The organism is Cupriavidus sp. HPC(L) (assembly GCF_000307735.3).
GTDB lineage: Bacteria > Pseudomonadota > Gammaproteobacteria > Burkholderiales > Burkholderiaceae > Cupriavidus.
Map to the genome: position 1 here is coordinate 1 of NZ_AMPR02000370.1, position 1,548 is coordinate 1,548.

At 68.0% G+C, this 1,548-nt stretch carries 2 protein-coding genes; one reads left to right on the forward strand and one right to left on the reverse strand.

All coding sequences use genetic code 11. The features are described from left to right. Window positions 1–145: 145 nt before the first annotated feature. Window positions 146–952, reverse strand: a complete 807-nt coding sequence (locus B551_RS18000; protein ID WP_006579422.1) for an IclR family transcriptional regulator — start codon at window positions 950–952, stop codon at window positions 146–148. Between the two features lie 211 nt (window positions 953–1,163). Between B551_RS18000 and B551_RS18005 the strand changes: the two genes are divergently transcribed. Continuing rightward, the coding region (locus B551_RS18005) for a TetR/AcrR family transcriptional regulator (RefSeq protein WP_043440992.1) at window positions 1,164–1,548 on the forward strand (385 nt) is incomplete at its 3' end.

Genomic DNA, 1,548 nt, shown 5'->3' on the forward strand with positions numbered 1-1,548 from the left:
TCTTCGTTGTCTTCGTTGTCTTCGTTGTCGTCGTTGTCGTTGTGCCCGTTGGCGCCGTGACGGCGGCAACGTGGTGTCTCGTTGTCCCGGTGCCCAGGCCGTGCGGGCGTGGGCGCAGGAGCGGCGGCGCAGCGAATGTCGTGCGCTATCGCCCCACACCCGCCGCCTGCTCGATGCTGCGGACCATCTCGGCCAGCATCGGCGCCACGCGCTTTTCCAGCATGCCGCGGCGCAGCTTGGTGCCGGCGATCGCGCAGTTGAACAGCAGCGGTCGGTTCAGATAGACGATGCGCGAGTAGATGCCGACGCCATGCACGCCGATGCCCGCCTCGCCCTCATTGATCGCGTAACCGCGTTTGGGGTAGTGGGCGACGTTGTGGCAGATGCGGTCGTAGTTGGCGGCGTATTCGTCGGGACGCTCGCGCTGCGCGATCTCCATCAGCCTCTGGAATTCGGCCTTCGACAGCGTGCACAGGAACGCACGGCCCATGCCGGTGTTCAGCACCGACCGCACCGCGCCGACGCCCGGCCGCGCCGGCGTGCCCTCGTTGTGGGTGCAGGTGAGCAGATAGGTCACGTCGAGCCGATGCGCCACGCCCATCGACACCGCGCCGTCGATGCGGTCGGCCAGCGCCTGCATCAGCGGCCGCGCGGTATGCCGCATCGGCAGGCCGGTCAGGTAGGGATAGCCCAGCGCGAGCACCTGCGCGCTGACGAAGTACTTGTCGAGCTTCGGGTCCCAGTCGAGATAGCCGAGCTCGTACAGCGTCTTGCAGATGCGCGACACCGTGGCGCGCGGCAGCTGCAGCCGGCGCGACAGTTCGCCATTGCCCATCGGCTGCGGCTCGTCGATGAAGCAGCGCAGCAACGCAAAGCCCTTGGCGAGCAGTCCGCCGAACGACGGGTCGTCGCGGCGGCGCTCGGCGATGAATTGTTCGACCGGCGTGTTCATGTTGTCTCCTGAAATCCAGTGTGGGTGGCCGCGGCGATGACCGTCAAATGATGGAACGAATTTCCAGATATTGGAAATAGCGGCCCCTTCGTTGACGCTGCCCGCCTGTGCCCCTAACGTGGCCGGACGCTGGATCGGATGGACGATGCCGTGCATCGGCGACGCCGTTCCGATCCCGCAATTCGTTCCGTCGCCGCCTCCGGAAGCCGTCATGACCCCTGCCTCTCCCTTCCCGCTGCCGGGCACCGCGCGCAGCGCCTTCCCCGCGCTCGACACCCGTTCGCTGCTGCATGCGCCGAAGCGCCAGCGCGCCCGCGATACCGAGCAGGCTTTGCTGGCCGCGGGCCGCACGCTGCTGGCCACGCGCGACTTCGAATCGATTTCGGTGGCGCAGATCGTCGCGGCCTGCGAGCTGTCGGTCGGCGCCTTCTATGGGCGTTTCCGCGACAAGGCGGCCTTTTTCGAAGCGCTGCAGGCGGCCGCGGTACGCGACGCGCAGCAAGCCATCGAGCGGCATCTGGCGCTGCCCCGGTGCGCCGCGCTGCCGACCGCGGCGCTGATCGACAAGGCGACGCGCCTGCTGGTGCGCGGCTGCC